The 22,489-nt window shown below is 70.8% G+C and carries 18 protein-coding genes; 7 read left to right on the top strand and 11 right to left on the bottom strand.

All coding sequences use genetic code 11. The features are described from left to right. Positions 1-60 precede the first annotated feature (60 nt). The gene (locus AB0D31_RS00780; protein WP_362715035.1) at positions 61-1,515 is read right to left on the bottom strand and encodes a carboxylesterase family protein; all 1,455 of its coding nucleotides are present in this window, start codon (positions 1,513-1,515) and stop codon (positions 61-63) included. 425 nt (positions 1,516-1,940) lie between these two features. Here AB0D31_RS00780 and AB0D31_RS00775 point away from each other — a divergent pair, with 425 nt between their 5' ends. Then, on the top strand, positions 1,941-2,312 hold the full coding sequence (locus AB0D31_RS00775) for a hypothetical protein (protein WP_362715032.1): 372 nt from the start codon (positions 1,941-1,943) through the stop codon (positions 2,310-2,312). Between the two features lie 85 nt (positions 2,313-2,397). Here AB0D31_RS00775 and AB0D31_RS00770 read toward each other — a convergent pair whose 3' ends face one another. Further along, positions 2,398-3,294: an acyltransferase domain-containing protein gene (locus tag AB0D31_RS00770; RefSeq protein WP_362715030.1), complete on the bottom strand. Its 897-nt coding sequence runs from the start codon at positions 3,292-3,294 to the stop codon at positions 2,398-2,400. Positions 3,295-3,502: 208 nt separating this feature from the next. Here AB0D31_RS00770 and AB0D31_RS00765 point away from each other — a divergent pair, with 208 nt between their 5' ends. Continuing rightward, positions 3,503-3,766 carry a DUF6343 family protein gene (locus AB0D31_RS00765; protein WP_362715027.1) on the top strand — a complete coding sequence of 88 codons (264 nt, stop codon included), beginning with the start codon at positions 3,503-3,505 and terminating at the stop codon, positions 3,764-3,766. A gap of 18 nt (positions 3,767-3,784) precedes the next feature. Here the strand turns inward: AB0D31_RS00765 and AB0D31_RS00760 are convergent, their stop codons facing one another. From AB0D31_RS00760 to rpsA, 5 genes are all read right to left on the bottom strand, one after another. Then, positions 3,785-4,156: a tetratricopeptide repeat protein gene (locus tag AB0D31_RS00760; RefSeq protein WP_362715024.1), complete on the bottom strand. Its 372-nt coding sequence runs from the start codon at positions 4,154-4,156 to the stop codon at positions 3,785-3,787. A 129-nt stretch (positions 4,157-4,285) separates the two neighbouring features. Next, positions 4,286-4,672, bottom strand: a complete 387-nt coding sequence (locus tag AB0D31_RS00755; RefSeq protein ID WP_362715022.1) for a DUF3592 domain-containing protein — start codon at positions 4,670-4,672, stop codon at positions 4,286-4,288. A gap of 273 nt (positions 4,673-4,945) precedes the next feature. Continuing rightward, a complete protein-coding gene (gene coaE / locus AB0D31_RS00750) occupies positions 4,946-5,545 on the bottom strand; it encodes a dephospho-CoA kinase (protein ID WP_362715019.1) in 600 nt (199 codons plus the stop codon). Positions 5,546-5,625: 80 nt separating this feature from the next. Continuing rightward, entirely contained in the window at positions 5,626-6,564 is a 939-nt protein-coding gene (locus AB0D31_RS00745; protein WP_362715016.1) for a PAC2 family protein, read from the bottom strand. Between the two features lie 275 nt (positions 6,565-6,839). Continuing rightward, entirely contained in the window at positions 6,840-8,339 is a 1,500-nt protein-coding gene (gene rpsA / locus AB0D31_RS00740) for a 30S ribosomal protein S1 (RefSeq protein WP_053729297.1), read from the bottom strand. A gap of 374 nt (positions 8,340-8,713) precedes the next feature. Here rpsA and AB0D31_RS00735 point away from each other — a divergent pair, with 374 nt between their 5' ends. Next, complete coding sequence (locus tag AB0D31_RS00735; RefSeq protein ID WP_362715013.1) at positions 8,714-9,580, top strand: class I SAM-dependent methyltransferase; 867 nt, start codon at positions 8,714-8,716, stop codon at positions 9,578-9,580. Positions 9,581-9,791: 211 nt separating this feature from the next. Continuing rightward, positions 9,792-12,284, top strand: a complete 2,493-nt coding sequence (gene hrpB / locus AB0D31_RS00730) for an ATP-dependent helicase HrpB (RefSeq protein WP_362715010.1) — start codon at positions 9,792-9,794, stop codon at positions 12,282-12,284. Between the two features lie 184 nt (positions 12,285-12,468). On the opposite strand, the gene AB0D31_RS00725 is transcribed toward hrpB, so the two are convergent. From AB0D31_RS00725 to polA, 4 genes are all read right to left on the bottom strand, one after another. Then, positions 12,469-13,464, bottom strand: coding sequence for a DUF3068 domain-containing protein (locus tag AB0D31_RS00725; protein WP_362715007.1), 996 nt, complete (start codon positions 13,462-13,464; stop codon positions 12,469-12,471). Between the two features lie 35 nt (positions 13,465-13,499). Then, positions 13,500-13,655, bottom strand: coding sequence for an SPW_0924 family protein (locus AB0D31_RS00720; protein ID WP_362715004.1), 156 nt, complete (start codon positions 13,653-13,655; stop codon positions 13,500-13,502). Positions 13,656-13,793: 138 nt separating this feature from the next. Further along, positions 13,794-15,518, bottom strand: a complete 1,725-nt coding sequence (locus tag AB0D31_RS00715; protein ID WP_362715001.1) for a lytic transglycosylase domain-containing protein — start codon at positions 15,516-15,518, stop codon at positions 13,794-13,796. A gap of 263 nt (positions 15,519-15,781) precedes the next feature. Continuing rightward, positions 15,782-18,493: a DNA polymerase I gene (polA, locus tag AB0D31_RS00710; protein ID WP_362714998.1), complete on the bottom strand. Its 2,712-nt coding sequence runs from the start codon at positions 18,491-18,493 to the stop codon at positions 15,782-15,784. A gap of 126 nt (positions 18,494-18,619) precedes the next feature. Here polA and AB0D31_RS00705 point away from each other — a divergent pair, with 126 nt between their 5' ends. From AB0D31_RS00705 to AB0D31_RS00695, 3 genes are all read left to right on the top strand, one after another. After that, positions 18,620-20,914 carry an FdhF/YdeP family oxidoreductase gene (locus AB0D31_RS00705; protein ID WP_362714995.1) on the top strand — a complete coding sequence of 765 codons (2,295 nt, stop codon included), beginning with the start codon at positions 18,620-18,622 and terminating at the stop codon, positions 20,912-20,914. Between the two features lie 151 nt (positions 20,915-21,065). Then, on the top strand, positions 21,066-21,533 hold the full coding sequence (locus tag AB0D31_RS00700; protein WP_362714993.1) for a hotdog fold thioesterase: 468 nt from the start codon (positions 21,066-21,068) through the stop codon (positions 21,531-21,533). A gap of 125 nt (positions 21,534-21,658) precedes the next feature. Then, positions 21,659-22,120: a hypothetical protein gene (locus tag AB0D31_RS00695; protein ID WP_362714990.1), complete on the top strand. Its 462-nt coding sequence runs from the start codon at positions 21,659-21,661 to the stop codon at positions 22,118-22,120. Positions 22,121-22,489 lie beyond the last annotated feature (369 nt).

Raw genomic sequence — 22,489 nt, 5'->3', positions numbered from 1 at the left:
CGTGGTGTGCGACTGATCTACGACCTTACGGGCGAGGTCTGACAATGGGCCCCCGCGCCCTCAGCGCACCCCCTCCCACAAGGCACGTTCCTCGCCGCGCAGGTCGCGTTCGACGCTCGGGACGGTGTCGAAGACCTTGGTGGTGCGGTGCTCCGAGTCGTACGGCGCCCAGCCCGGTTCCCCCGTCTTCGCGAAGGCCACCCATGCCCCGTGCATCGCGTCCGCCAAGGACCGCGGCGGGTTCGGGCCGATCATCGGGGCGTAGGCCGGGTCGTCGAGGCGGTCGAAGACGTAGGCGAGCTCCGAGGCGTGACAGGCACCGAGCTGGCCGTCGCAGGCCGGGGAGCGCCGGGCGAACTCGTACACGTACGAGTTCGGCACCGCCTCCGCGATGCGCAGGGCCGGGATCCGGTAGAACCAGTCGGTGGTGACCGCGTCGAACAGCTCGCCGGGCACGGCGCCCGGGCGGCGCTCGGCGTACACGGGCAGCGCCTTGTCCGGGTCGAGCCCGTACGCGGCCGTCGCCAGGCGGAGCCTGTCCTGCGACAGGACGTCGAGGCGTTCGGTGGGCACGAGGAACAGGCGGTACTCCTCGCGGTTGCTGCCCACCAGGAACTCCACCCCGCAGTCCTGCGCGGGGAGCGCGAAGTCGTCGAGGACGGGTTCGAACGGCATCATGTTGAGCGCCGCCTCGCCCCACAGCGCGGGGTCCGGGCGTGCCCCGATCTCGCCGCGCAGCTCGGCCTGGGCGCGCAGCAGCGTCTCCAGGGGGACATCGGCGAACGCCTCGGCGCTCGCCTCGATGCCGAGCTTCTCGGCGAGGCGGGCCGTGATCAGGTCGGCGGACGAGGGGCGCAGGAAGTGGTGGGCGGCGCCGCTCTGCAGGATCGCGCGCCGGAACAGGCCGCGGGCGCGCGGCAGGGAGAGCAGCGCGCCGATGCTCATGGCGCCCGCCGACTCGCCGAACACGGTCACCTGTCCGGGGTCGCCGCCGAAGGCCTCGATGTTGTCACGCACCCATTCGAGGGCGGCGATCTGGTCGAGCAGTCCGCGGTTGTCGGGACGGTCGGGCAGCTTCAGGAAGCCGTCCGCGCCGAGCCGGTAGTTGATGCTGACGTAGACGACGCCGTCGCGCGCGAAGGCGCTGCCGTCGTAGGAGGAAGCGGAGCCCGAGCCGTTGGCGAAGGCGCCGCCGTGGATCCACACCATGACGGGGAGGCCGCCGCCCGGGGCCGGATGCGGGGTCCAGATGTTCAGGTTCAGGCAGTCCTCGCCCTGCGGCCCCTCGTCCGCGATGAGCGCGTCGAAGGGCGGCGCGTAGGGGGCCCGGGGCATGCTCGCCCCGTAGGAGAGCGCCTCGCGTACGCCGTCCCAGGGGACGGCCGGTGCCGGAGCCCGAAAGCGTGCCTCCCCGAAGGGGGGTGCGGCGAACGGGATGCCCAGGAAGGCGGCCACATCGTCGGCGACGAGCCGCCCTCGCACCGCTCCCTGGTGGGTCGTACGGATGGGTTCCATCAGGTTCGCGCGCCTTCCGACGAGGTTTAGAGCAGTGCCGCGCCGAATCTCTGGGGCATTCGACAGTGACCGCGTGCCCGGCTGCGGGCACCGCAATCTCTCGTACCCCGGCCGCCCGCCCGGTGTAGAGCCCCAGGACGTGGCGGGCCGGGGCAGGTACCGGACGGCGCTCCCTAACAGAGGGCATCACGGAAGCCGTTACGGATGCCGTTACGGAGGCCGTTACGGAGGCCACCCTGGCAGCCGTCGTAAGGGCCGCCGGGTTGGCCGCCAGGGACGGGCCGCCGCCACCGAGGCCGCCGGGGAACGGGCCCCGGTCGCCCGGGCGGGCTATCCGCGGGGCACACCGGATGCCGCGCGCAGCGACTCGGGGCAGGCTGGCGACACTGACCGCCGCAGCCATGCCGTACAGACGAGGACCACTCATGTCCGTGACCGCGTCCCAGTCCCCCGCCCCTGCCTCACGCCGCCGTCGCCGCACGCGGATCGTTGCCGGGGCCGTGCTGCTCACCCTCGCCACCACCGCCTGCTCCAGCCTCGGGCGGACGGCTGTAGGCACCGTCAGCTATCCGGTGGGTCCGGACCACGCCATCTCGCTGACCAGCCCGAAGGTGAGGGGCTGCCACCGGGTGCTGCCGACGGGCACCAGCGAGGTCTTCAACAACACGCTGGTCGACATGATCATGTACCGGACGCCCGACTGCACCGGCAAGGACACGACGTACATCGGCAGCAGGCTCACCAATAATGTCGCTCCGCAGGCCCCGCCTTGGCGCAGCTACAGCTTCGTGCACTGAATCTGCGGCGCTCCGAGCGCCGACCTGCCCTGCCCTGCCCTGCCCTGCCCTGCCCTGCCCTGCCCTGCCCTGCCCTGCCCTGCCCTTAGAGAGCGAACCAGCCGTGGCCCAGGTACCAATGGCCACCGCTCAGCAGGTGTTGCGCGACGGCGCGCTGCAGCGAGGTGCGCTGCGGGAGGTCCGCCACGGGCAGTTCGGGATCGCCGAAGACGAAGCCGACGGGTTCACGGTCGGCCGGCTCATCGCTTCTGTAGGCGGTCCGGAACAAACCTTGGAAGCCGAGAATGTTGGAGTTCTCCGGAAGGTGGTCCCGCAGCTGCTCGTCGAGCAGCCACGAGTGGCACGTCGCCACGCGGTGGCATTCTTCGGGAAAGTGGCGGGCGAAGAACGATTTGGCCCGCGCGATGGAGTCGGCACACGCCTGTGGCGTCAGGGGGCCGAGGCAATCGGGAATGTGCAGGTTCAGACACGGGTCGCCGGGCTCGGCGTCGACGCCTGCCGCGCGGGCGGCCCGGCTCGTGCGTTCCCCGAGTCTCGCGCGCTGGAACTGGAGCCTTCCGAGCTGGTAGATCTCCCCGCGAAGGTGCAGCCGTAGCCAGCGGGGCGCGTTGAGGCCGCCCTTTCCACGCCGCCTGTGGTGCAGCGCGATATGCCGCCCAAGGTCGGCGAGGGTGCGGCGGGCGATGTCGTCCGGGATGCCACGCTCGCGGTGGTACGCCTTGGTGTACGGCAGCGCGGCGAGGGCTACGTACACCGGAAACCAGCGTTCCAGCTCGCCCGACCCCGCGGGCGGGGGCGGGAGTTCGGGCTGGACGCCGACTGTGCCGATGCGCTCGACGAGGGCCAGGACGGACCGCTCCAGGAGGTCGGCCAGCTCGGGTTCGGCGGCGAACCGGGCGGCCAGCGCGGTCAGTTCGTTGATGTCCTCGTGCGGTACGGCGAGGTCGAGCAGCGTCTCGGGCAGTTCGTCGAGGAGCAGCATGCGCGCCACCCTAGCCACGCAGTCCGCGCCGCGCGCAGCCAAAGCCCAACGCGCATCCGTCGCCCCGGCTCACCCCCCCCCCGGCGCCCCCGAGCCGACCCACCCACCTCACCCCGCCCGTCCCCCACTCCTGAGCGCGCCGCGATTCACCGTGCTCACCGGCTTTCACCTCGGCCTCAGCGGGTACACCTCTAGGGAGGCGATCACCATGCCGCGCACCGGTAACGAACCGATCACCGCCCGCAGCCCCCTGCGGATGCGGCTCTGGCTGAGCATCTGGGGCCTGATCTGGGCCGTCGGAGGCACGGTGGGGTTCGCCATCGAGGGCCGGCCGGGGTGGATGGCCGCTTGCGCGGTCCTGGCCGCGGTGATCGTCGTCGACCTCGTCATGATCATTCGCCATATGCGGCAGGGCCCGCATTACCAGCCGGGCCGCGACATCCCGCCGTACGAGCCGCCGCGCACGCGCTGACGCGGTGCCCAGGCGCCGCTACTCCGCCTCGTCCTCGAAGCGCGCCGCCGCCAGATAGTCCGGCTTGGGGTCGAGGGCCGCCGCCAGACGGAAGTGGCGCTTGGCCTGGTCGGGGCGGGCCTGGCGCTCGTAAGTGCGGGCCAGAGCGAAGTGGGCGAAGGCGTTGTCCGGCTCACGCTCCAGGACCAGCTGGAACTCCAGCTCCGCGGAACGCAGTTGGGCCGATGCGAAGAACGCACGGGCCCTGAGCAGGCGGGCCGCGGTGTTCTCGGGGTGGGCCGATACGACCGAGTCGAGAAGTTTGACGGCGCCACGCGGGTCCCGGGCGGCCAAAAGGTGCTCGGCGGCCCGGAAGTCGATGACGTGCGTCTCGGGGGTGTTCTCGCCCACGTGCCTATTCCTTTCGCTCGCTGCGCGATGTCAACGCCATGCCCGGCTCCGCTATTCCGTATGCGTGATGCGTGCCGGCGCGTGCGTACGCAAGACCGGACGCGGGCACAACGTCGCGCGGCACGCGGCTCAGAGCGACGCGGCGGCCAGGGTCAGCCCCAGGAGCACGATGGCCGCGCCTGCCGCGATGAACGCCCGGTCCACGACGGTGCGTTCACGGCCCAGGACGACGACGGTGCGGGGGTCTTCCGGATCGTAGGACACCCGGACGCTGGAGCCTGCGGGGAGAGGTTCGCGGCGGCTCGGCGGGACGGGCGAGGGCAGTTCGAGGACATCGCCGTCGACCGTCTCGAACTGGAGACGCGGCCGCTCGGAGCCTTGCGGCGCGGGCTTCACCAGCGCCCATGCGAGCGCGCCCGCCCGCTCGACGCGCCGGGTCTCCCGTAGCCCGTACGCCCCGGCGAGCAGTGCTACGAGGCCGCCGAGGACAGTGAAACCCGCCAGTACGAAGAGCACAGGCCGGATCGTAGGCCGGGCGGCCGGCGGACGGCGCCCCAAGCCCGGGAAACCCAGCATGATGAGGGAATTCATACGGGCCCGATACATCTCGGCTCCGCATCACACCGCACGCCCGGCAGAACTGCGCGCCGCGCCGGCACCGCGCGCCGGACCACGCGAGCACGCCGGACCACAGGAGTACGCCGGATGCACGCTCCCCTGCCGAGCAGGCGCCCCGAGCGGGCCGGCTTCCCCCCTCAGCTGCCCTGCCCCCTCAGCTGCTCCGCCCCCTCAGCTCCCCGCCCGCTCCATCAGCTCCGCCCACACCTTCCGCACCTGTGGCTCAAGCGCCGCGAGGGGCCCGTCGTTGTCGATGACGAGGTCGGCGACGGCCAGCCGCTGGGCGCGGTCCGTCTGCGCTGCCATGCGGGCGCGGGCTTCGTCGGGCGTCATGCCGCGCAGCCGTACGAGCCGGTCGAGCTGGGTCTCGGGCGTGGCATCGACGACGACGACCAGGTCGTACAGGGCCGCCAGGCCGTTCTCCGTCAGGAGGGGTACGTCGTGGATGACGACCGAGTCGGGGCCCGCGGCCGATTCGAGTGCCACCGATCGCGCACCGACCAGTGGATGCACGATCTTGTTCAGGGCCGCGAGCTTCTCGGGGTCGGAGAAGACGATGCCGCCCAGCTTGGGGCGGTCGAGGGTGCCGTCCGCGGACAGGATGGCGGGACCGAACGCCTCGACCACGGCCGCCAGGCCCGCTGTTCCGGGCTCGACGACCTCCCGCGCGATCCTGTCCGCGTCGATGAGTACGGCTCCGTAGGAGACGAGCAGCCGTGACACTTCGCTCTTGCCGGCGCCGATACCGCCGGTCAGGCCCACCTTCAGCATGAGCCGAAGCTTAGGGGGTGTCCGACGGACCATGACCGGGAGCGGGGCGTCTGGCACGGCACCTCGCGAGGCGCCCGCGTCTAGAGGTCGCCCTCCCGCTCGGCGAGAAAGCGTTCGAACTCCAGGCCCAGCTCCTCCGCCGACGGGAGGTCCGCCGGTTCGGCGACCAGGTTGCCACGTGATTCGGCGCCCGCGACCGCGTCGTACTGGTGCTCAAGTCCCTGCACGAGGCTGACCAGTTCCTCGTCGCCCTCGCCGATCTGGCGGTCGATCTCGGTCTGGGTGCGCTGCGCCTCCGTACGGAGGCCGTGCGCGACGCTCGGCAGGACCAGGCCTGTGGCGGCCGTGACGGCCTCCAGGGCGGTCAGTGCCGCGTCCGGGTAGGACGAGCGCGCCACGTAGTGCGGGACGTGCGCGGCGACGCCCAGGACGTCGTGTCCGGCCTCCATCAGCCGGTACTCGACCAGCGACTCGGCGCTGCCCGGCACCTGGGCCTCGTCGAAGGGCGAACGGTGGCCCGGCATCAGGTCGGTGCGGTTTCCGTGCGGGGTGAGGCCCACGGGCCGGGTGTGCGGCACGCCCATGGGGATGCCGTGGAAATTGACGGCGAGGCGAACGCCGAGGCGTTCGACGATCTGGCGGACGGCGAGCGCGAAGCGCTCCCACTCGACGTCCGGTTCGGGGCCGGACAGCAGCAGGAAGGGCGCGCCCGTGGCGTCCTGTACCAGGCGGACTTCCAGCGAGGGGACTTCGAACTCGGTCCAGCGGTCGCGCCGGAACGTCAGCAGCGGCCGGCGGGCACGGTAGTCCACGAGCCGGTCGTGGTCGAAGCGCGCCACCACTTGGTGGGGCAGCGTGTCGAGCAGCTTCTCGACGATCTGCTCGCCGGTCTCACCCGCGTCGATGTAGCCGTCGAAGTGGTACAGCATGACCAGGCCGGCCGACTCCTGCGCGAGCGCCATGTCGACGACGGCGAGGCCCTTCGGCTCCCATTCGTACAAATCCTGCGGATCAAGCACGATTACCGCTCCTCCTCGTGTTCACCAGGAAGAACGACCGTCAGGACGTGGACATTCCCGCCCGTGCCGCTTTTACGGAAACCCGCACGTGGTGCCGGGACTCCGCCCCGCCGGTCCCCCGCCGCCCGGCGCACGGCCAACGGCGTCCTCCCGGAGGGGCGGTCAACTCGGTTGTGGGAGGGACGGGTTGACGGCGTCCGACATGAAGCAAGGCCCGCTCCCCCAGAGGGGAACGGGCCTTGCTGTCAGCTATCTACCAGCCGGTGGTCGGAGCGTCAGCTCTGGCCGCCCGCCAGCTTCTCGCGCAGGGCAGCCAGCGCCTCGTCCGACGCCAGGGCGCCGGAGTTGTCGTCCGACTCCGAGGAGTACGAACCACCGGAGACGCCCGCCGGGGCACCGGCCGGAGCGGCAGCGCCCTCGGCAGCGGCGGCCTCGTCGGCCTCGCGGGACTTGATGACCTGGGCCTGGTGCTGCTCGAAGCGCGACTGCGCCTCGGCGTACTGACCCTCCCACGCCTCGCGCTGGGTCTCGTAGCCCTCGAGCCAGTCGTTGGTCTCGGGGTCGAAGCCCTCGGGGTAGATGTAGTTGCCCTGGTCGTCGTAGGACGCGGCCATGCCGTACAGGGTCGGGTCGAACTCGACCGACGCCGGGTCGGCACCGAAGGACTCGTTGGCCTGCTTCAGGGACAGCGAGATCCGGCGACGCTCGAGGTCGATGTCGATGACCTTGACGAAGATCTCGTCGTTGACCTGGACGACCTGCTCCGGGATCTCCACGTGACGCTCGGCCAGCTCGGAGATGTGGACCAGGCCCTCGATGCCCTCGTCGACGCGCACGAACGCACCGAACGGAACGAGCTTGGTGACCTTACCGGGGACGACCTGCCCGATCTGGTGCGTACGGGCGAACTGCTGCCACGGGTCTTCCTGCGTCGCCTTCAGCGACAGGGAGACACGCTCGCGGTCCATGTCGACGTCGAGGACCTCGACGGTGACTTCCTGGCCGACCTCGACAACCTCGGACGGGTGGTCGATGTGCTTCCAGGACAGCTCGGAGACGTGGACGAGACCGTCGACGCCACCCAGGTCCACGAAGGCACCGAAGTTGACGATCGAGGAGACGACGCCGGAGCGGACCTGACCCTTCTGCAGGGTGGTGAGGAACGTCTGGCGAACCTCGGACTGGGTCTGCTCGAGCCAGGCGCGGCGGGACAGGACCACGTTGTTGCGGTTCTTGTCCAGCTCGATGATCTTCGCCTCGAGCTCCTTGCCCACGTAGGGCTGGAGGTCGCGGACGCGGCGCATCTCGACGAGGGAAGCCGGCAGGAAGCCACGGAGGCCGATGTCGAGGATGAGACCACCCTTGACGACCTCGATGACGGTACCGGTGACGATGCCGTCTTCTTCCTTGATCTTCTCGATCGTGCCCCAGGCACGCTCGTACTGAGCGCGCTTCTTGGACAGGATCAGACGGCCTTCCTTGTCCTCCTTCTGGAGAACCAGGGCCTCGATCTCGTCGCCGACCTTGACGACCTCGTTCGGGTCGACGTCGTGCTTGATCGAGAGCTCACGGCTCGGGATCACGCCTTCGGTCTTGTAACCGATGTCGAGCAGGACCTCGTCCCGGTCGACCTTCACGATGACGCCGTCGACGATGTCGCCGTCGTTGAAGTACTTGATCGTCTCGTCGATCGCGGCGAGGAAGGCTTCCTCGTTACCGATGTCGTTGACCGCTACCTGCGGAGTGGTAGAGGTGGTCTCGGTGCTGCTCGTCATGTGGGAAAGGGCTCCGGTACGGACAGAAAGTCGTAGGTACTGCCACGCCGTAAGCCCGTATCGCCTCTGCAGAAGCCGGACAGCCAGGGAAGCACCTATCCGGGTCGGTCCGGATGGTGCCTCGACAAACCGAGGGGACATGCAACAGATGGAGGCGCGCCTGCTAGGTCTGAGGTGCGCAGGCTCGCAGCGCAACTTGTAGCATACGGGGGCAGCCGGACAGGGTCAATGCGCGAAGGCGCACACCCGGGGCGGATGCCCGCAATCCCGGCACAACTAAGGTTCCCCGAGGCCAGGATGGGCTCCGGACACCTCTTTCGAAGGCCTTCACGAGCACGAGGCCGCGTTCAGCGCAAACTACAACGACGGACACGATGAGCCAAGAGATCCAAGCGTACGAGTCCGAAAAGCCGAGGCACGCAGAGGGCGCGGAGCACCCGACCGATTCCGAGCCGGACGCCACGCGTCGTGTCGCCGGGGACACGGAGAGCAGCCGGGCAAGCCGCGGCTGGTGGGACCGGAACGCCGACGAGTACCAGACCGACCACGGGGCGTTCCTCGGCGACGACCGCTTCGTGTGGGGTCCGGAGGGCATGGACGAGGCGGACGCCCGCCTTCTCGGCCCGACGGAGTCCCTGAAGGGTCTCGACGTCCTGGAGATCGGCGCGGGCGCCGCCCAGTGTTCTCGGTGGCTGGCCGCCCAGGGCGCGCGCCCGGTGGCCCTGGACCTCTCGCACCGCCAGCTCCAGCACGCGCTGCGCATCGACGGCGGTACGTTCCCGCTGATCGAAGCGGACGCGGGCGCGCTGCCGTTCGCGGCCGGCTCCTTCGACCTGGCGTGCTCGGCCTACGGAGCGGTTCCCTTCGTGGCCGACCCGGTGCAGGTCTTCCGCGAGGTGCGACGCGTGCTGCGGCCCGGCGGCCGCTGGGTCTTCTCGGTCACGCATCCCATCCGCTGGGCCTTCCCCGACGAGCCCGGTCCCGAGGGCCTGTCCGTCGCCGCCTCCTATTTCGACCGGACGCCCTACGTCGAGCAGGACGAGAGCGGCCGCGCCGTATATGTGGAGCACCACCGCACGCTCGGCGACCGCGTGCGGGACGTGGTCGCCGGCGGCTTCCAGCTCACGGACCTCGTCGAACCTGAGTGGCCGGCCTGGAACTCCCAGGAGTGGGGCGGCTGGTCCCCGCTCCGCGGCAATCTGATCCCCGGGACCGCGATCTTCGTGTGCGTACGGGACTGACGTGCGCGTCAGGGAGTGACGCGGGCGCACGGGACTGCGGCGGGCGTACGGATGACACGGGCGCCAGGCACTGCGGCGGGCGCACGGCCTGACGCGGGCGTCCGGGACCAAGGGAAGCCCCGAGCCCCCTCCGGCACGGTTAGTCGTACAAGCCCACCGTCCCTGTGGACAGAGCGCCGCACGGTTCGGCGGGACGTACAACACTGAGCGCATGATCCGAACCGACGCACTCGACGCCCTCCCCGTACGCGAGGCCGTGCCCGAGCTGCTCGCCGCACTCGACGGGCACGGGACGGCCGTGCTGTGCGCCCCGCCCGGCACCGGCAAGACCACTCTGGTACCGCTGGTCCTCGCGGGGCTCATCGGCGACGGCCCGGTGCGCCGGGTCGTGGTGGCCGAGCCCCGCCGCATAGCGGCCAGGGCCGCCGCGCGCCGGATGGCGTGGCTGCTCGGGGAGCGGACAGGCGGCCGGATCGGGTTCACCGTGCGCGGCGAGCGGTCCGTCGGGCCCGACACCGTCGTCGAGGTCGTCACCACGGGGGTGCTCCTGCAACGCCTGCAGCGCGACCAGGAGTTGGCGGGCGTCGACGTCGTCGTCCTCGACGAGTGCCATGAGCGCCATCTCGACGCGGACACCGTCGCCGCCTTCCTCCTCGACGTGCGGGCGGCGCTCCGGCCGGAGCTGCGCCTGGTGGCCGCGTCGGCGACGACGGACGCCGAGGGCTGGGCCCGGCTGCTCGGCGACGCCCCGGTCGTCGAGGCGGCCGGTGTGGCGCACCCGGTGGAGGTGGTGTGGGCGCCGGCTGCCCAGCCGGTGCGCCCGCCGCACGGCATGCGCGTGGACCCGGCGCTGCTCTCCCATGTGGCCGCCACCGTGCGCAGGGCGCTGGCCGAGCGGGACGGCGATGTGCTCTGCTTCCTGCCCGGCGTGGGGGAAATCGCCCGCGTGGCACGCCAGTTGGGAGATCTGCCCGGCATCGAGATCCTCCAGGTCCACGGCCGCGCCCCGGCGGCCGTGCAGGACGCGGTGCTCGCCGGGTCGACCGGGCGGCGCGTCGTCCTCACGACCTCGGTCGCCGAGTCGTCGCTGACCGTGCCGGGCGTGCGGGTGGTGGTGGACTGCGGCCTGGCACGCGAGCCGCGGGTCGACCACGCCAGGGGCCTGGGCGCCCTGACCACGGTCCGGGCCTCGCAGGCGGCGGCCCGTCAGCGCGCCGGCCGGGCCGGGCGCGAGGCCCCGGGCGCGGTCTACCGCTGCTGGAGCGAGGCGGAGAACAGCCGGCTGCCGCGCTTCCCCGCCCCCGAGATCAAGGTCGCCGACCTTGCCGCTTTCGCCCTGCAGGCCGCCTGCTGGGGCGATCCGTCGGCCGAGGGCCTGGCTCTGCTCGACGCACCGCCTGCGGGTGCGATGGCTGCGGCCCGCGCCGTCCTTTCGGCGATCGGGGCGGTGGACGAGCAGGGCCGCGCCACCGGCCGGGGCGCCCGGATGTCGCGGCTCGGGCTGCACCCCCGGCTCGCCCGGGCCCTCCTCGACGGGGCTTTGGAGGTCGGTGGCCGGCGGGCCGCCGAGGTGGTGGCGCTGCTCAGCGAGGAGCCTCCCCGGGAGTACGGGGACGACTTGGCGGCGGCCTGGCGCACCGCGCGCCGGGGCGGCGACGGGTACGGGGCGCGCTGGCTGCAGGAGGTGCGTCGCCTCACCACGTTCGCCGGGAGCCATCCCGAGCGGGGTTCCGCCGAGGCGGCCGCCGGGCTCGTCGCGGCGCTGGCGTTTCCCGAACGGGTGGCGCGGGCACGTGGGGGCGGCTCGTTCCTGATGGTGTCGGGCACCGGCGCCGAGGTGGCCGCGGGGTCGGGGCTTGGTTCAGCGGGGTGGCTCGCGGTGGCTGTCGCGGACCGTCCGGTGCAGGCGGCGTCCGCCCGGGTACGGCTTGCCTGCGTCATCGACGAGGAGACCGCCCGGCTCGCGGCGGGGCATCTGCTGGCCGAGGGCGAGGAGGTGCACTGGGAGGCCGGGGACGTCGTGGCCCGCCGGGTGGCCAGGCTCGGCGCGGTCGAGCTGACCGTTCGCCCGATGAAGAACCCGGACGCGTCGCTCGTGCGGGACGCTCTGCTCGACGGGCTCGCGCGGGACGGGCTCGGTCTGCTGCGCTGGACCCGTGACGCGGAGAATCTGCGGGAGCGGCTGGCCTTCCTGCACCGGGTGCTCGGACAGCCCTGGCCGGATGTGGCCGACGCGGCACTGCTCGCCCGGGCCGAGGCGTGGCTGGAACCCGAGCTGTCGCGGGCCCGGCGCCGGGCCGACCTCGGCCGGATCGAGGCGGGCGCGGCTCTCCACCGGCTCCTGCCGTGGGCGACCGGGGAGGCGGCCCGCCTGGACGAGCTGGCGCCCGAGCGGATCCTCGTGCCCAGCGGGTCCCGGATACGGGTGGAGTACGGGGGTGAACAGCCGGTCCTGGCCGTCAAGTTGCAGGAGATGTTCGGCCTGGACGGCACACCGGAGGTGGCCGGGGTGCCCGTCCTGGTCCATCTGCTCTCCCCCGCGGGCCGCCCGGCAGCCGTCACCGCCGACCTCGCGAACTTCTGGCGCGAGGGGTACCGCGCCGTGCGGGCCGAGCTGCGCGGCCGCTACCCCAAGCATCCGTGGCCGGAGGATCCGACCCAGGCACAGGCGACGCGGTTCACGAAGGCGCGGCTCGGGTCGTGACGGGTCGGGTCGGGTCGGGCGTGGCTCTAGCCAAGACGGCTCGCGCTGGGCTCGGATCGGGACGGTTCGAGTGCGGCGCACGTCATGAACGTACGAGTGGCGCGCTCACGTCAGCACAGATCGAGGAGCGCTCACGTCGTCACGGTTCGAGGAGCGCTCACGACACGGCGGGTTCGAGGGGCGCTCACGTCATGGCGGGTTCGCGTGGTTCCGTCACACCGGTGGGCGGGCGTCCGGGGTGGCGGCTGCGCGCTTCGAGCCAGAGGGAGAGGGCGAGCAGGACGAAGGCGAGACCGAGGAATCCCCAGGGGAGGTAGGAGGTGAGCAGCAGGACCAGGACGCGGTTCTTCTTGACCAGGTCGACGGTGTAGTCGACGTAGTCGGGGCGCATCTTGACGTCGCCGGCGAAGACGGTGACCTTGTCGCGGCCGCCCAGGAGGGTGCCGCCGCGCATCTCCTCCTGGTTCATCTCCTCGCCGTTGACCGGGGCGCCGGTGACCGGGTCGATCCAGAACTTGCGGGTGGTGGTGTACCAGAGGGAGGTGCCGGTGGTCTTCTCCAGGGTGCTGGAGTCGATGCCGGGCAGGGGCATCTTCTTCGGGTAGGGCACCTTGGTCCAGGGGATGGTCTGCTCGAAGTAGTAGACGTCGAGGCCGTGGAACTTCTGGGTGCCCTTGTAGTGGATGGGTGCGGAGGTGCGGGCCTGGAAGTCGAAGTACTCGTAATCCCGTTTCTCGGTCAGGAACGGCCATTTGAACTCGATGCCCTTGCGCTGGACCGCGTCGCCGTCGACCATCTCGCCGGTGGCGTGGACGGGTGCCTGGGTGTGGGCGTCGAAGATGTAGCGCTCGGGTATTTGGGAGACCATCTTGCCGTCGGGCCCCTGCACATAGGAGAGGGTGTCCCACACGACGACGTCCCTGCCGGCGCTCTTCTCGATCTCCTTGGCCGCCTCCACGTTGCCCTTCAGCGTCTGGACGACCGTCACCTTGGGGACCGTCCTGGACTGCATGGTGGCGTAGTCGATGAGGGTGGCGTTCTTCGCTTCGAGGACCGCTTCCTGGTACTGGCTGGGCGGGATCTTCGCGAGGCGCGGGAAGGCGTACCAGCGCAGCAGGGGCGACAGGGCGGCGAAGAAGACGGCTAGGGCGAGCAGGACGAGACTGGCTTTGCGTCGCATGGACCTGCTCTCCCTCAACTGGGTGCGGTGGCCTGCTACTTGGCCTGGGTGATCTTCCCGGGGGCGCTGGGCACGGTGGTGAGCAGAGGCTTCGGTGAGGTCTTGCCCTCGGGGCCACCGATGGCGGAGACGGTCAGGACGAGGGCGAGGGCGGCGGCCAGCCCGATCGCGGCAGCTATGACGGCGCGCATGCTCGGCCTCCGTTGAACTGATGGGTCGTCAGGAGTGGGCACGGTAGCAACGCCCGGCCGAGATGAGAACACGTCGAACAGCCCCTCTGCCGCGGGGCGGCAGAGGGGCTGCTGGGGAGGAGGGGACCGGGACGGCCGTCAGGAGGCGGCGGCCACCTTGAGTTCGACGGTGAGCGTGGCGCCGCCTGCGGTGGTGACGCGCAGCAGGAACGTGCCGCTCTGGCCGTCCGCGTACATCTTCGGCAGGACCAGGTCACCCTTGGCGTCGGTCTTCAGGTCCTTGAGTTCGCGGACCGGGTTGCCCTTGGTGTCCTTGAAGTACGGGCCCTTGTCGTTGGCCTTGGGCGCGGCCTTCGGGTCGGCGCCCGCGGCCGGGGTCTCGATCATGGCGGCGGTGGCCGCGACACCGGAGGCCACGGCGCCCTTGTAGGTCGCCTTGAGCGACACGACGTTGGCGAACTCGGCGCCGGGCGCCGCCGTCAGCTCCTTCGCATCGTCGCGCTTGAGCCCGTCGGCCTGCCGGGCGACAACAGTCGCCTTCCATTCGACGGCGGGCAGAGGGGACGTGAGGACCGTGGCGCGCACCGTGAACGTGCCGGTCTTCTCGCCGGCCTTCAGCTCGGGAGCCGCCACCGTGCCGTCGGCCGCGGTCGGCACACTTGCCGTGGTCGCGCCGCCGGCGAAGCGGGTGTCCGTGTCGCCGACGAGCTCGAACTTCACGCTCACCTGCGCCATCGCCTTGCCGGAGTCGGACGTGACTCGCACCGTCGGCCGGCCGGAGAACCCGCCACCTGCGAACGCCGTCAGTTCCTTGGCGCCGGTGGCCTCAAGCGTCTTGGGCCTCGGTACCGGCGTGGGCGTCGTATCGCCGCCGGGCTTGGCCGGCGGGACCGTGGGCTTGGCCGGAGGCGTGGGCGGCGTCGAGGGCGCGGTCGGCTTCGTCGTGGGCTTGGAGGGCGGCTGCCCGCTCGGCTTGGACGCCGGGGTGGTGGGCTTCGTCGTCGGCGCCGTCTGCCCGCCCGCGTTCTGGTCGCTGCGGCGGCCGGGCAGCGAGCCCGCGCCGTCGGGAACCTCGTGCGTGCCGCGCCGGTAGAAGTCGAACCACGTCGTGACCGTCGTCAGGTACTCCTGCGACTGGTTGTAGCTCAGGATCGCCTTGTCCAGATCGGCCTTGACCGCGAGGTCGCGGCCGTTGCCGCACAGGTAGAAGCCGGCGGCGAGCGCCGCGTCGTAGACGTTGTTCGGGTCCTTGACCCCGTCGCCGTTGCCGTCACGGCCGGACGATGCCCAGGTCGACGGGATGAACTGCATGGGCCCGACCGCCCGGTCGTGCACGCTGTCACCGTCGTACGCGCCGTGGTCGGTGTCGGTGATGTTGGCGAAGCCGGCGCCGTTGAGCACCGGGCCGAGGATCGGGGTCAGCGTGGTGCCGTTGGCATTGACGCGCCCGCCGTTGGCATGGCCCGACTCGACCTTGCCGATGCCGCCGAGCAGTTGCCAGGGGAGGTGGCAGTTGGGCCTGTCCCGCGCGAGAGCCGCCTGCGCCTTCTGGTACGCGTCGAGGACCGTCGCCGGTATGCCCTGCTGGTCACCGGCGGGAAGCTGCCCCACCGGCGGGTTCGTCGCGGCGGGCGGCGGCGTCGGCGACGTGAGGGGCGGCAGGTCGGTGTAGTACGGGGAGTTGCCGGAGGCCGGGGCGTTCGGCGTGGGCGTCGGCGTGCCGTCCGAGGCCGCCTGGTCGGTCGGGCTGCTCGCATGCACGATCCCCGGCGCCTGCGACGCGGAAAGCGCCGCCACCGCCAGCGCGGCCACCGCCGTGGTCCCCGCTCCCTTGCGCAGTCGTCGGCCCATGTGCGGTGCCATACGTCAAGTCCCTCCCCGGTACTCGGCTGTTCGCGCTCCCCGGCGCGTGAACTCAGGTGACACTACGGCAACCAGTGGTGCCGTGGCACCGCGAGCCGACCGTTTTTCACTGATTCGCCACGTGCGCCATACCGGCACATGGCAGCCGGTGACACAGGCCATCCAACGGCTCCCGGCTAACGGACGGCTAACGCGAAGGCCACGGCCGGTGGAACACATCCACCAGCCGTGGCCTCGTCAAGCCGGCCCCCGGGTCCGTCGTCTCAGTGCGCCGCGGACTCCCAGTCGTTGCCCGATCCCACCGACACGTCCAGCGGCGCCCGCAGCTCCACGGCCCCCGCCATCTCACGGCGGACCAGCGCCTCGACCTGCTTGCGCTCGCCCGGCGCGACCTCCAGCACGATTTCGTCGTGGACCTGGAGCAACAGACGGGAGGTGAGGCCCGCTTCGGTCAGGGCGCGGTCCACGTTCAGCATCGCGACCTTCACGATGTCCGCCGCGGTGCCCTGGATCGGGGCGTTGAGCGCCATCCGCTCGGCCATCTCACGGCGCTGCCGGTTGTCGCTGTTGAGGTCCGGCAGGTAGCGGCGCCGGCCCAGCATCGTCTCCGTGTAGCCCGTCGCCCGGGCCTCCTCGACAGCGCGCTGCAGGTACTCCCGTACACCGCCGAAACGCTCGAAGAACGTGTCCATCAGGCCGCGCGCCTCGCCGGCCTCGATGTTCAGCTGCTGCGACAGGCCGAACGCCGACAGACCGTAGGCCAGGCCGTACGACATCGCCTTGATCTTGCGCCGCATCTCCGGGTCGACCTGGGACTTGGCGACGCCGAAGACCTGCGAGGCGACCGTGGTGTGCAGGTCCTCACCGGAGGTGAACGCCTCGATGAGGCCCGCGTCCTCGGACAGGTGGGCCATCACGCGCAGTTCGATCTGGCTGTAGTCCGCGGTGAGCAGCGACTCGTAGCCCTCGCCCACGACGAAGCCCCGCCGGATCGCGCGGCCCTCGTCGGTGCGCACGGGGATGTTCTGCAGGTTCGGGTCGGTGGAGGACAGACGGCCCGTCGCGGCGACGGTCTGGTTGAACGTGGTGTGGATGCGGCCGTCCGCCGCGACCGTCTTGACCAGGCCCTCGACGGTGACCCGCAGCTTCGCCTGCTCGCGGTGGCGCAGCATGACGACGGGCAGCTCGTGCTCGGTCTGCGCCGCGAGCCAGGCCAGCGCGTCGGCGTCCGTGGTGTAACCCGTCTTGGTCTTCTTCGTCTTGGGCAGGGCCAGCTCGCCGAAGAGGACTTCCTGGAGCTGCTTGGGCGAGCCCAGGTTGAACTCGTGACCCACCGAGGCGTGCGCCTCCTTGACGGCCTGCTGGACCGCACCCGCGAACTGCTGCTCCATCGCCTCCAGATGGGCGCGGTCGGCGGCGATGCCGTACCGCTCCATACGGGCCAGTAGGAGCGAGGTGGGCAGTTCCACGTCGTGCAGCAGGTCGGTGGCGCCGACCTCCTTGAGGCGCTCGGTGAACGCGCCGCCCAGGTCGAGGACGGCCCGCGCCTGCCGCATCAGGGCGGCGGCCTCCGCCTCGTCGTCCGCGCCGAACGCGAGCTGCCCGTCGGCGGCGCCCGCCGGGGCCAGTTCACGGCCCAGGTACTCGATCGACAGGGCGTCCAGGGCGAAGGAACGGCGGCCCGGCTTGACGAGGTAGGCGGCGAGCGCGGTGTCCATGGCGACACCGGCGATGCTCCAGCCATGCTCGGGGAAGACCCGCATGGCCGCCTTGGCGTTGTGCATGATCTTGGGCTGGGCGGCGTCGGCGATCCAGGCCGCGAAAGCCCGCTCGTCACCCTCGTCGATCAGCGCCGGGTCGAACCAGCCGGCCGCCCCGTCCGCCGCGGCCAGCGCGATCTCGGTGACGCTTCCGGTGCCGAGCGCCCAGGTGTCGACCGTGGCCACACCCAGCGGCTGCCCACCGTGCTCGGCCAGCCACGGAGCGAGCTGGCCCGCGCCCAGAACCGTGCCCTCGATGTCGACACCGGCGGCCGGCTCAGGCGCCTGCTCCTCACCCGCACCCGGGTCGACGGCGAACAGACGCTCCCGCAGCGACGGGTTGCGGATCTCCAGGACGTCCAGGACGCCGGTCACCGCGGCACGGTCGTATGCGGCGCGCTCCAGCTCGGCCGGGCCCTTCGGCAGCTCCACATCCTTGATCATCTCGGTGAGGCGGCGGTTGAGCTTCACCGCGTCGAGATGATCCCGGAAGTTCTGCCCGGCCTTCCCCTTGACCTCCTCGGCGCGCTCCACGAGCTCCGCGAACGAACCGAACTGGTTGATCCACTTCGCGGCGGTCTTCTCCCCCACACCCGGGATGCCCGGCAGATTGTCCGACGGATCGCCGCGCAGCGCCGCGAAGTCCGGATACTGCGCCGGAGTCAAGCCGTACTTCTCCTCGACCTTCGCCGGCGTGAACCGCGTCAGCTCCGAGACACCCTTGGTCGGATAGAGAACGGTCACATGGTCGGAGACCAGCTGGAAGGAGTCACGGTCACCCGTGACGATCAGCACGTCAAAACCCGCCGCCTCGGCCTGCGTGGCCAGCGTCGCGATGATGTCGTCCGCCTCGAACCCGTCGGTCGCGAACCGGTCGACGTGCATCGCGTCGAGCAGCTCACCGATCAGCTCGACCTGGCCCTTGAACTCGTCCGGCGTCTTCGACCGATTCGCCTTGTACTCGGGAAACTCCGTCGAACGCCACGTCTTACGGGACACGTCGAACGCCACCGCGAAGTGCGTGGGCGCCTCGTCACGCAGGGTGTTCGCGAGCATGGACATGAAGCCGTAGACCGCATTGGTCGGCTGGCCCGTCGCGGTTGTGAAGTTCTCCGCGGGCAGCGCGAAGAACGCCCGGTACGCCAGGGAGTGCCCGTCCATGAGGAGCAGGCGCGGTCGGTTGTCCGGGGACTTCTTCGATGCTGTCTCAGCCATGCCCACGATCCTGCCACGCCCCACTGACAATCCCGGCCAGTCCAGGTCCCGGCCCGCGACTGTCAGTGGCGCGTGACAGGATCGAAGATGTACGCATCTCGTGTCCGCTCGAAGGGGAGCAGCGCCATGGCCAGCAAGCCGCCCGCAGGTGATCCGGTCCAGGACGCGCCGCAGGTCGCCGCGCCCAAGCACGCCGCCGCCGGCCTCCCCGCCATCGGTCACACCCTGCTCATGGCCCAGCAGCAGATGGGCGTGCGCCGCACCGCGCAGACCCTCCTCAAGGTCAACCAGAAGGACGGCTTCGACTGCCCGGGCTGCGCCTGGCCCGAAGGCGACAAACGGCACACCGCCGAGTTCTGCGAGAACGGCGCGAAAGCCGTCGCGGAAGAGGCGACGCTACGACGCGTCACCCCCGACTTCTTCGCCGCCCACCCCCTCGCCGACCTCGCCACCCGCAGCGGGTACTGGCTCGGCCAGCAGGGCCGCATCACCCAGCCCATGTATCTGCCCGAAGGCGCCGACCGCTACCAGGCCATCACCTGGGAGCGGGCCTTCGAGATCATCGCCGAGGAACTCACCGCGCTCGACTCCCCCGACGAGGCGCTCTTCTACACCTCGGGCCGCACCAGCAACGAAGCCGCGTTCCTGCTCCAGCTCTTCGCCCGCGAGTTCGGCACCAACAATCTGCCGGACTGCTCCAACATGTGCCACGAGTCGTCCGGTTCCGCACTCACCGAGACCATCGGCATCGGCAAGGGAAGCGTCTCCCTCGAAGACCTCCACCAGGCCGACCTCATCGTGATCGCCGGCCAGAACCCCGGCACCAACCACCCCCGCATGCTCTCCGCCCTGGAAAAGGCGAAGAACGCCGGAGCCAAGATCATCTCGGTGAACCCGCTGCCGGAGGCGGGCCTGGAGAAGTTCAAGAACCCGCAGACCCCCCAGGGCATGATCAAGGGCGCCGCCCTCACCGACCTGTTCCTCCAGATCCGCATCGGCGGCGACCAGGCCCTCTTCCGCCTCCTCAACAAACTGATCCTGGAAACCGAAGGCGCCGTCGACGAGCTGTTCGTACGCGAACACACCCACGGCTTCGAGGAGTTCAAGGCCACCGCACGTGAAGCGGACTGGGAGCGCACCCTCGCCGCGACCGGCCTCACCCGCACCGAGATCGAGCAGGCCCTCGCGATGGTCCTCGCCTCCCAGCGCACCATCGTGTGCTGGGCCATGGGCCTCACCCAGCACAAGCACTCCGTGCCGACCATCCGCGAAGTCGTCAACTTCCTCCTCCTGCGCGGCAACATCGGCCGAACCGGCGCCGGCGTCTGCCCCGTCCGCGGCCACTCCAACGTGCAGGGCGACCGCACCATGGGCATCTTCGAACGGCCCGCACCGGCCCTCCTCGACGCCCTGGAGAAAGAGTTCGGCTTCGCCCCGCCCCGCCACCACGGCTACGACGTCGTACGGTCCATCGAAGCGCTGCGCGACGGCAAGGCGAAGGTGTTCTTCGCCATGGGCGGCAACTTCGTGAGCGCCACCCCCGACACCGACGTCACCGAAGCCGCCATGCGCCAGGCCTCGCTCACCGTGCACGTCTCCACCAAACTCAACCGCTCCCACGCGGTGACCGGCCGGCGCGCCCTGATCCTGCCCACCCTCGGCCGCACCGACAAGGACGTACAGAAGAGCGGCCGGCAGTTCGTGACCGTCGAGGACTCCATGGGCATGGTCCACGCCTCCCGCGGCAACCTCACCCCCGCAAGCCGCCATCTGCTCTCCGAGCCGGCCATCGTGGCCCGCATGGCCCGCGCCACCCTCGGCGCCACCTCCGTGATCGACTGGGCGGAGTTCGAGCACGACTACGCCACCATCCGCGACCGCATCGCACGCGTCGTGCCCGGCTTCGAGGACTTCAACACCAAGGTCGCCCACCCCGGCGGCTTCCAGCTGCCGCACGCCCCACGCGACGAGCGGCGCTTCCCCACCGCCACCGGCAAGGCCAACTTCACCGCCGCACCCGTCGAATTCCCCGAGCTCCCCGAAGGCCGGCTGCTGCTCCAGACCCTGCGCTCGCACGACCAGTACAACACCACCATCTACGGCCTCGACGACCGCTACCGCGGCATCAAGGGCGGCCGCCGCGTCGTCCTGGTCAACCCCGCCGACGCGGCCGAACTGGGCCTGGCCGACGGGACGTACACGGACCTGGTCAGCGAGTGGAAGGACGGCGTGGAGCGGCGCGCACCGGGCTTCCGCGTCGTCCACTACCCCACAGCCCGCGGCTGCGCCGCCGCCTACTACCCCGAGACCAACGTCCTGGTCCCCCTCGGCTCCACGGCCGACGTCAGCAACACCCCGGCCAGCAAGTCGGTGGTGGTGCGCTTCGAGCGTACGGAGCAGGAAGGCCGAGCCGGGGAATGAGGGCTGGACCGGGCCGGGGAATACGAGCCGGACCGGGCCAGGGAATGCGAGCCGGGCCGGGGAATGAGAGCTGCGCCCTAAGCGTTTGCTCAGCCATCTGGTATGACGGTGCGGACAGCGCAGTAACCGCAGATGAACGGAGCCGTGGCCCATGGGCGAGCAGAGCAGCGTGAAGTTCCCGCAGGAAGTCGTCGACGAGTACGCGGCCCTCGGCGTCGACCTGCATGCGATGTTCTCCGCCGGCCATCTGGGCACCCGCATGGGCGTGCAGATCATCGAGGCCTCCGCGGAGCGCGTCGTGGGCACCATGCCCGTCGAGGGCAACACCCAGCCGTACGGACTCCTGCACGGCGGCGCCTCCGCCGTCCTGGCCGAAACGCTCGGCTCGGTCGGCTCGATGCTGCACGGCGGCCTCACCAAGGTCGCCGTCGGGGTGGACCTGAACTGCACCCACCACCGCGGCGTGAAGAGCGGCCTGGTCACCGGCGTCGCCACCCCCGTGCACCGCGGCCGCTCGACGGCCACGTACGAGATCGTCATCACCGACGAACAGGACAAGCGAGTCTGCTCGGCCCGGCTGACGTGCCTGCTGCGCGACGCCGAGGGCCTCAAGGGCTGACCCTTCACCGGACCGGGACGAGGCGTCGCATCCGCGCACCGGATCCCCCAACTCCGTTTAGTGGCCGGTGAGTTGATGGCTCACCGGCCATTGTCACGTCCCGGCCCGCGTCCTACCGTCGTGTCATGAGGAGCCGAGCGCGGCCACGGGCACGAGCAGGGCTGACCCTGGTGGCGGCGCTCGCCGCATCCCTCGCCCTGGCGGGCTGCTCGACCACCGGCGCCCCCTCCCCGCGCGGCGTCACCCCCGAGGCCGCGTCGCCGTCCAACTCCCCCTCCCCACACGTCACTTCACCCGCTGAACTCTGCACCCATCTGATCACCTACTGGGCGCAGCAGGAGCTGGACGAGGGCCAGGGCTCCGGCCTCGACTATCAGGAGAAGGGGCTGTCCGACGGGCAGAACGAGATCCTCCTGGCCACGCTGGCCGCCGCACGCCAGGAGCGCGCCGCGCACGGCAGCGCCGCAGGTGACCGGCTCATCGAGGAGCGTGCGCAGCGCGGTTGCGCCGAGCGCTATCGCAACGGCGCCCCCACGACGGACCCTTGGGCCCAGACGAAACTGCCCACCCCGTCCGGATCGGCGTAACGCTGTGTAACGGCGAGCCGGGGCGGAAAGAGCGCGTTCCGGCCGCCGGACGCCCCCTTCCCGGCCAGCGACCGCCTTCCGGACACCCGGCGCCATGTCAGCACCATGATCCCCTCAAGCCCCTTAGCGGAACTGGGCGTTCTCATCATGCGAGAAATCCCAGAGTCCTGAAATGTACAAATTGTCCGCACTGTGCCATCAAGGTTTGGCCTTGGCATAACAAGAAAGTCACATCCTGTCCCGGCCGCTCCCCACCCTCCCCAGCTGCGCTTAGAGTCACGGCCAGTCACCGCGCCGCCGGGTGCGACTGCTGCACGGCCCTTACCACCCAGTACGGCCCGGCGAACGACACGGCACCTCACTCACGAG

The organism is Streptomyces sp. NPDC048361, from assembly GCF_040651795.1.
Classification (GTDB): Bacteria; Actinomycetota; Actinomycetes; order Streptomycetales; family Streptomycetaceae; genus Streptomyces.
The sequence above is the reverse complement of the archived record's forward strand: the minus strand, read 5'-3'. Positions and strand labels throughout refer to the sequence as shown.

Bases quoted from the DNA above. Each gene is read 5' to 3' on its own strand.
- AB0D31_RS00770 (WP_362715030.1), bottom strand. From the start codon at position 3,294: ATGCTGCTCCTCGACGAACTGCCCGAGACGCTGCTCGACCTCGCCGTA.
- hrpB (WP_362715010.1), top strand. From the start codon at position 9,792: ATGATCCGAACCGACGCACTCGACGCCCTCCCCGTACGCGAGGCCGTG.
- AB0D31_RS00765 (WP_362715027.1), top strand. From the start codon at position 3,503: ATGCCGCGCACCGGTAACGAACCGATCACCGCCCGCAGCCCCCTGCGG.
- AB0D31_RS00735 (WP_362715013.1), top strand. From the start codon at position 8,714: ATGAGCCAAGAGATCCAAGCGTACGAGTCCGAAAAGCCGAGGCACGCA.
- AB0D31_RS00705 (WP_362714995.1), top strand. From the start codon at position 18,620: ATGGCCAGCAAGCCGCCCGCAGGTGATCCGGTCCAGGACGCGCCGCAG.
- AB0D31_RS00780 (WP_362715035.1), bottom strand. From the start codon at position 1,515: ATGGAACCCATCCGTACGACCCACCAGGGAGCGGTGCGAGGGCGGCTC.
- AB0D31_RS00715 (WP_362715001.1), bottom strand. From the start codon at position 15,518: ATGGCACCGCACATGGGCCGACGACTGCGCAAGGGAGCGGGGACCACG.
- AB0D31_RS00720 (WP_362715004.1), bottom strand. From the start codon at position 13,655: ATGCGCGCCGTCATAGCTGCCGCGATCGGGCTGGCCGCCGCCCTCGCC.
- AB0D31_RS00725 (WP_362715007.1), bottom strand. From the start codon at position 13,464: ATGCGACGCAAAGCCAGTCTCGTCCTGCTCGCCCTAGCCGTCTTCTTC.
- rpsA (WP_053729297.1), bottom strand. From the start codon at position 8,339: ATGACGAGCAGCACCGAGACCACCTCTACCACTCCGCAGGTAGCGGTC.
- polA (WP_362714998.1), bottom strand. From the start codon at position 18,493: ATGGCTGAGACAGCATCGAAGAAGTCCCCGGACAACCGACCGCGCCTG.
- coaE (WP_362715019.1), bottom strand. From the start codon at position 5,545: ATGCTGAAGGTGGGCCTGACCGGCGGTATCGGCGCCGGCAAGAGCGAA.
- AB0D31_RS00695 (WP_362714990.1), top strand. From the start codon at position 21,659: ATGAGGAGCCGAGCGCGGCCACGGGCACGAGCAGGGCTGACCCTGGTG.
- AB0D31_RS00700 (WP_362714993.1), top strand. From the start codon at position 21,066: ATGGGCGAGCAGAGCAGCGTGAAGTTCCCGCAGGAAGTCGTCGACGAG.
- AB0D31_RS00775 (WP_362715032.1), top strand. From the start codon at position 1,941: ATGTCCGTGACCGCGTCCCAGTCCCCCGCCCCTGCCTCACGCCGCCGT.